This is a genomic window from Geosporobacter subterraneus DSM 17957 (assembly GCF_900142145.1).
GTDB lineage: Bacteria > Bacillota > Clostridia > Peptostreptococcales > Thermotaleaceae > Geosporobacter > Geosporobacter subterraneus.
The window spans coordinates 1-6133 of the sequence record NZ_FQZV01000089.1; the positions used below are offsets into that span (position 1 = coordinate 1).

Genomic DNA, 6133 nt, shown 5'->3' on the forward strand with positions numbered 1-6133 from the left:
TCATCTAGCTTAAAGATCCTTCGACTCCGTTTTACTCCGCTCAGGATGACAAATTATGGGTTAAGTTGACGCCTATGATTTCAATATTAAATATTTTCTCTGTTATCCCTTATATCTAGATAGTTTTCACGTAATATTTAAAGGCCCCCCAAAGTAATTTTGGGAAGCCTGCTTTACATAAGGTATTGATATGTACTCGTATGCAAAAGATACTTCATGTCCTATAGTCTAAACTGGTTTATGGATTGATCTAATAGCTTTGCAAGCTCATTTAATTTCTGTGTAGATTCATACACTACAGCCATCGCTGAAGCAGTCTCTTCCATAGATGCACTGACTTGCTGCGATGAGGCTGCTTGCTCTTGGGAAACAGCAGAAATACTTTCGATAGCCGTGATTATGGCATCCTTTTCATTTCCCGCTATAGATATTGCCATATTCACCTTATCAATTTCAGCGTTAATTATAGTAACAGCATGAACGATAGCTTCAAAAACTTCTTTTGTTTTTTCAACTGCCTCATTATTCTTTTCCATAGTTAAATCAGCTTGCTTCATTGTCCTTACTACCTCGGATATCTCGTGTTGGATTTCTGAAATAATACCTGCAATATCAGAAGTTGATCGCTTTGACTGATCTGAAAGCTTTCTAATTTCATCTGCAACCACAGCAAACCCTCTACCCGATTCTCCAGCCCTTGCTGCCTCTATTGCTGCATTCAGTGATAAAAGTCCTGTCTGCTCGGAGATATTGGTAATAACATTTACAATATTTCCAATAGAATTAGATTTTTCATTTAGCTCTAAAATCACATTGCTAACCTGTCTTGTTATTTTATTAGTCTCTTCTGTAGTATCCCCTAACATTTTCATCGTTGCTAGTCCTTTGCTGCTTAGTTCCACAGTTTCATTTGACTTGGCTTTCATGGTATTTGAGTATAAATATACTTTATCAATCGACTGGGATAAACTTATTACTTTATTTGTAGATACTTCAGCCTCTTTGGCTTGCTCTGATGCACCAGATGCAATCTCTGTTATGGCTCTGGATACCTCCTCTACAGAGTTGGCAGTATTACTTGATATTTTTGCTAACTGATCCGATGATGTACTTATGTTAAATGCTACTTCTGTTATTTGCTCAATCAACCTTCTTATGTTGATGATCATATTGTTAAAGCTATGGGATAAAGTGCCAAATTCATCTTTTCGATCTATTTGGGCAACAGCCGTTAAATCTCCTTTTTCAGCCTTTTTCATCAATTCAACGGTATGCTTAATAGGAGATGATAGATTTCTTGCAAGAATAAAGATCGCAAAAGTGATTGTGATTACTGACCCTAGCGTAACCAGGATAATAAATCTCAATATTTGGCTATAGTCTTTTAGAATGTTCTCTTTTGGTATCTTAGCAAAAAACGACCATGATTCTTCAATTCCATTTATTGAGATAGGCTCATAAACACTAAAAAATGTTTGGCTCTCTTCATCATTAAAAAAATATCCTCCTTTACCATCTTTAATATTGCTAAGAACCTCTTTGCTAGCTATCCCTTCTTCTATTGCACTTTTAAGTATTTTATCTGGTTGGTTTCCATGGGCTACGATTGTCCCTGTATTAGAAATCAATATTGAATATCCATCTAATGGTGTTAACGTTTCTATCTTTTTTTGTAAATGTTCTAAACCAATATCTGCAGTAACAACCCCTAGAAAATTATTATTATCATCTATTATAGGTACTGAAATAGTTGTCATCAAAACCTCTACTCCGTTTACAGGATATAAGTAGGGTTCTGTTAAAACTGGTTTTTTAGTTTTTTTCGGGATTAAATACCAATCACCTGAACCTTCTACGTCATAATCGACAAGAGGCTCTACCACTGTTGTCCCATTTGATATATAGATATACGGAATGAATCTTCCCGTAGTGTCGTGAAAGGGTGCATCTATGTAATCAACATCTTTTTGATCAAAAGCGTTTGGCTCCCATCCAGTACCGTGGGCAATCAACTGTGGATTATTTTTAATACTATCCTCAAGAAGACCGATAACCTGCTCTCTCGTAAGATTTCCTGACTTTTTTAAAGATGAAATACTGGTTACAATGTCATTAACAATAATCGATGTTTTTTCAATTTCCTTACTTATTTCTTTCGAATTTGATCTGGAATACTCCACTGCATACATCTGCGACTGATTCATATTAGAATCATAGATTTTGTTTAGAGTAGCGAGAAATAAAAGAATGTTCACAACAATTATGAAACTAGCAAAAACACCAATCTTGGCAACCGTTTTTAAGTTTCTAAACCATCTAACCATTTTATGCCTCCATTCGATATTTTTCGACATTTTATGTATTCATTATAGCTTTATTATAGAATTCGATACAAGTAATTTCCGTAAAAAAAATGTTATTTATATTAACTGTTATATCTTCAATATTACTGATACTACAGCAATATTAAAGGGAATCTTTGTGAGATTCCCTTAATTGGTAAAATAATACAGATACCACATAATTAAAAAACACAGTGGTCATTCCATTAAAAACAATCTTTGATGTTTATATATAGTGGAGAGTTTTCAGTAAATCATTAAGATTTTTTCAACTATGTTGATCACTGGTATCTAACCCTACATTTATTACCGCCATAGAGTTGCACCCTGAGCGAAGCCAATAAGTCTAGAATTTAAATACTAGATCCTTCGTTCCACTCAGGATGACAGCCAAAGATAGTAATTCTACGTCATAATACCTACAAATGTTTATTTAATAGAAATTAAATTGTTTGAAGACTGTCATTAATAAACGGTCTACTCCTCTTACTATATATCCTTGATAGCCACCGCCCGAATTGGCGATCCATCTGCATCCTTTGTTTTTAATGGCAGAACACTTAAAATAAAAGGTTCCTCGCCCACCGCATCTAAATTGGTCAGGTTCTCAATGATCAGTATATCTTTCTCCATAAGCTTCTTATGCACAGCAAAGGTAATGGAATCCATGTCATCGATGGATATGGCATCAATGCCTATTCCCTTTAACTGAAATTGGGTTAGCCATAGGACGGCCTCATCATTAAGAGCGGGAAAACCTTTATAATATACCTCAGTTCCCCAATATCTAGACCAACCGGTTTTGAGTATCAGAAACTCGACCTCTTTAATTTCTTCTTCATGTACTTTTAAAGCATTTACATCAATATGTTTTACATTAACATTAGAAAAATCAAGAATAATCCCTTTTCCCATAAATTTTTCTATGGGAAATTGATCCAATGTAGTACCCTGATCCAACATATGGGCTGGAGCATCCATGTGGGTTCCCGTATGGGAGTACATGGTGATCTTTACCTCTGCAAAGCCATCTTTTTCTATGGTATTGGCTTTTTGAAGAACCGGCTTTTCCGTTCCTGGAAAAACCGGCATTTCTTCCTCTATTTTATGGGTTAAGTCAATGATTTTCATGATGATATCCCCTTTAAAAATTCTTTTAGTTTTACTAAATCCTCTCGATAAATCTTTTTTAATTCCTGCCGATAAATAATGGATGCAGGATGGTATAGCGGAAATACATAATGATTCTCCATCTGTATAGCTGTACCGTGCTTCTCTCCGATAGTTGTCTTCGAATCTCTCAAGAGGGCCTTAAGAGGTACATTGCCTAGAGTTACCACGACCCTCGGTTGAATAATATTGATTTCCTCCAGCAAATATTTTTCATATTGTTCAATTTCTTCTTTACTGGGAGGCCGGTTGGATTTTCTTCCTGTTTTTTCATTAACTTTATAAGGTCTGATTTTTACCACATTGGTGATATAAATATCCTCCCGGTCTAATTCAAGTACCTCTAAAAATTCATCCAGGATTTTCCCAGCCTGTCCTACAAAGGGCCTTTCCGCTTCGATTTCCTTTGCCCCGGGAGCTTCTCCCACCAATAGGATGAAGGCATTGGAATTTCCCTCTCCAAAGACAATCGGTTCCCTGCTGGATGCTATGCATTTGGATTTTAATTGCTCTAGCTTTTCCTGCTTCACAAAACGCAACTCCTATCCTAATATTTCTTCAGATTTCCTTTTCAGTTCCTTAAAATCCTCCCAAAAAGGCTTTTTTTTCGTTTCATCTCGAAGCACTGCAGAAGGGTGAAAGGTAGCCATTATCCAAATTCCCTTTTTCTCTTGCCACTGACCCCGCTGTCTTGTGATCTTAAAGTCCGGATCAATAATATTTGTAGCCGCGATAGAACCTAAACACAGGATTATTTTAGGCCGTATCAGCTTTACCTGCCATCGCAGATAAGGAATACAGCTTTCCATTTCTTCCTTTAAGGGATTTCTATTTCCAGGCGGTCTGCATTTTACAATATTCGCAATATATACAGTCTCTCTGCTCATGCCAATTCCTTCAATAGCCTTTGTCAGCAGCTGCCCAGCAGGACCTACGAAGGGTTCTCCAGCTATATCCTCTTGGTGTCCTGGCCCTTCTCCCACCAATAGTATATCTGCCTTAGGATTTCCTACACCAAAAACTGTTTTGGTCCTCCCTTGGTGCAGAGGGCATTTCATGCATTGGCTCACTAGCTGCTGTAATGATTCTAAAGTATACATCCTCTATCACCCCTATCTTACATCTATATATTTTCCACAAAAGAATGATTTCCTGCCCATTTGTCAACAATAGGTTATACATTTTATTTTGAGGTGATGTATTTGTATTCAAAAACCCTTCGACACCATATAGAACAATCAAAAATTATTTATACTTTCGTCAAAGATGTCTTTCCCATTGTAAAGCGGGAGCTTAACTTTTGGCAGCAGCAGGCTGGAAAAGCCTCCAGCAATATTCTTTCCCAACAAGCTGCAGCCAGTATTGGCAAAAAGTCTTTCCATGCTCAGGGAGGCAGCATTTATGCCCTCTATGGTTCCTCCGTAGATGAGGATCTGATTAAGTTCATTGTAGCCCTTCAGACCATCAGTGATTACTTAGATAATCTTTGCGACCGGGTCGGCGTAGAGGATGCTAAAGCCTTTTTACAGCTCCATCTTGCCATCACTGATGCACTGAACACAGAAGAAAATTATAATCATTATTATTCCGATTATCCCCATGGAGAAGACGGAGGTTATTTGCAGGAACTGGTATCTACCTGTAAAGCCTATATTCGTACACTGACTTCCTATACAATGGTACAGAAGGAAGTGTTGTATCTGGGCAAGCTTTATAGCGAAATGCAAGCCTACAAGCATACCCCTTTATCAATTAGAGAAAATCACATGTTCAACTGGTCAAAGCCTTATCTGGAAAAATATCCGGAGCTGTCTACCTGGGAATTTTCCGCAGCGGCAGGATCTACCTTGGGTATTTTTATGCTTTGCACCTTAGCCAAAGATCCTGATCTAACAAAAAGCAAAGTAACCCAGGTAATGGAAGCCTATTTTCCCTGGGTTTGCGGCCTGCATATTCTATTGGACTATTTTATTGACCTTCGGGAAGACTCTATCACTGGAGATTTAAACTTTGTCTCCTATTATAAGGATTCCCAGCATAAACGCCAGCGCTTGCTCTGGTTTCTGCAGCAGTCCATGAATAAAATATCTGCATTGGATTATCCTTTATTTCACCTAACAGTGATCGAAGGACTATTATCCATGTATCTCTCCGATCCTAAAACTTCTCCGCCGGAAGAACATTTCTTATCAATGGAGCTGCTTCGGGCTGCCCCCAACTCTGCTAGTATGTACTACCATATTTGTAGAATCCTTAGAAAAAAGAATATTATATAATATGAGGATATTGCATAATTCAAAAATTGAAATTGTGGATAAAAATCTGTGAAAAATCCCAAATTGACCCTAAAAAAGGTTAGACAACCCCTATAAAACTAAGTTATCCACAGTTTTTTCAATTTTTATTATGAATGCATCCCTCCCATTTTTACATTGTTAGTTTTATGCTGCATGATTCAATTTCTTATCAGCCTTTACCATCTTAGATGCGATGATGGCAATACAGGTTAAATCCATGAATACTTTCGATTTTTTAATCCCTGAAACTCTAAGATTATTCAGGGCATAATGTTCTTTGCCATCACCAAAGAAACGTTCTACAGAAGTTCTCATGTTATAAAG

Annotated in this window: 6 protein-coding genes; 1 reads left to right on the top strand and 5 read right to left on the bottom strand. The window is 37.1% G+C overall.

All coding sequences use genetic code 11. The features are described 5' to 3' along the window. Nucleotides 1-221: 221 nt before the first annotated feature. The 4 genes from BUB56_RS18730 to BUB56_RS18745 form a co-directional block, all read right to left on the bottom strand. The gene (locus BUB56_RS18730; protein ID WP_190014759.1) at nucleotides 222-2324 is read right to left on the bottom strand and encodes a methyl-accepting chemotaxis protein; all 2103 of its coding nucleotides are present in this window, start codon (nucleotides 2322-2324) and stop codon (nucleotides 222-224) included. A 507-nt stretch (nucleotides 2325-2831) separates the two neighbouring features. Continuing rightward, nucleotides 2832-3473, bottom strand: a complete 642-nt coding sequence (locus BUB56_RS18735; protein WP_110942770.1) for a cyclase family protein — start codon at nucleotides 3471-3473, stop codon at nucleotides 2832-2834. Further along, a complete protein-coding gene (locus tag BUB56_RS18740; RefSeq protein WP_110942771.1) occupies nucleotides 3470-4042 on the bottom strand; it encodes a uracil-DNA glycosylase in 573 nt (190 codons plus the stop codon). The genes BUB56_RS18735 and BUB56_RS18740 overlap by 4 nt, the downstream gene beginning before the upstream one ends. A 12-nt stretch (nucleotides 4043-4054) precedes the next feature. Then, nucleotides 4055-4612 (bottom strand): uracil-DNA glycosylase, encoded by a 558-nt coding sequence (locus BUB56_RS18745; RefSeq protein ID WP_110942772.1) that lies wholly within the window; start codon nucleotides 4610-4612, stop codon nucleotides 4055-4057. A 102-nt stretch (nucleotides 4613-4714) separates the two neighbouring features. On the opposite strand from BUB56_RS18745, the gene BUB56_RS18750 reads away from it, so the two are divergent. After that, nucleotides 4715-5788, top strand: a complete 1074-nt coding sequence (locus tag BUB56_RS18750; protein WP_242946440.1) for a tetraprenyl-beta-curcumene synthase family protein — start codon at nucleotides 4715-4717, stop codon at nucleotides 5786-5788. 165 nt (nucleotides 5789-5953) lie between these two features. Here the strand turns inward: BUB56_RS18750 and BUB56_RS19610 are convergent. Next, a partial coding sequence (locus BUB56_RS19610) for a transposase (protein ID WP_408606966.1) occupies nucleotides 5954-6133 on the bottom strand: 180 nt, incomplete at its 5' end.